The 1,184-nt window shown below is 64.7% G+C and carries 1 protein-coding gene; it reads left to right on the top strand.

Annotated elements, in window-relative coordinates; translation table 11 throughout:
* Positions 1–716 precede the first annotated feature (716 nt).
* The coding region (locus ILFOPFJJ_RS36420) for a Ulp1 family isopeptidase (RefSeq protein ID WP_312032799.1) at positions 717–1,184 on the top strand (468 nt) is incomplete at its 3' end.

Raw genomic sequence — 1,184 nt, 5'->3', positions numbered from 1 at the left:
AGCTGAGCGAGATCGCCAATTCAGGGTCCACCTCAAGCTGGTCGCTGCAGATGCCGCTCAACTTCGATTGGAGTATGTGGCCGATGTCGGAAGCAGCGCCAGCGCACACCGGCGCGACTCGCTCAGACACCTGCGGCGATTTTGAAACCGCGGTTAATCCCAATCCGCCCGGGCCAGTACCGGGTCATCACCAGCCCGGCTCGCCGCAGGGGCTTTCTCCGCCCCCAAGCTCCCCGGACGATGAAGCTCTGGCGTGGTTGAGAGAGGAGTTGGAGCGGCGGCAGATGCAAAAACCGACGTCACCAACAACTGCCACAGCTCCCTCAGATATTTTCCGCGGCCTTGATTCTCTAGTTGGTTTGCCGTCCACGCCGGACGATTTGCGCGACGATGCTCATTCTGCACCGGTGCGTCCGCGCGGGCCGATGCCCGGCGACACGCAGTGGCAGCCCATGATGCAACGGGCAGGGGCCGCCGCCGTCTTAGGAGCCGATGACGTCCAGCTCATCCATCGCGGTCGACCTTCGCCGATGAGTGAAGCTGCGCCAGCGGCACCGGCAAAGGCTCCGCAACCCGCCTCGCCAGTCCCCGCTAGGCTGCCAGACAGCTACCGCGGTGTTCCACTGGTTGATATGACCACGCCCACGACCCCCTCCTCCGATGCTCAGATCGGGGGGGTCGATCCGCCAGCCTCGTCGAAAGTCCCGGCGGGGTCGGTGCTCGGGGCCACCGAGTGGCTGAGCGATGCCCATATCCAGAGGGATTACGATTTCCTCGAGCAGCAGCTGCAGCGGATCGATCCAATGCTCGCCGCCGGGACACGGCTGGTGAGCCCGTCGGTATCCCATCTGCTGCGCCACGTGGAGCTGCAAGACGCGCGCGGCACGTTGCAGTCGATCTATAATCGAAACGCCGCCCCGGCCGACTTCCTGTTCGTGCCCGTCAACAATGGCACTCCTGATCGCCCCGGCACCCATTGGTCGCTGCTGCTCGTCGATCGCCGCAACCCGCAAAGGCGGGTCGCCTATCACTACGACTCCCTCCAGCAACGGCGATACAACGACCAGGCCGCAACACAGCTGGCAGAACGGCTGGACGCCACCCTGGCGCCAGCCCGCATGGCCGCACAGCTGAACGATTACGATTGCGGCGTCTTCGTCGTCGATGGCACGCGGGCGCTGGTT

Origin of the sequence: Sinorhizobium psoraleae, from assembly GCF_013283645.1 — a bacterium.
Taxonomy (GTDB): Bacteria; Pseudomonadota; Alphaproteobacteria; order Rhizobiales; family Rhizobiaceae; genus Sinorhizobium; species Sinorhizobium psoraleae.
Note: the sequence above shows the minus strand (reverse complement) of the source record. Positions and strands in the feature narration are given on the sequence as shown.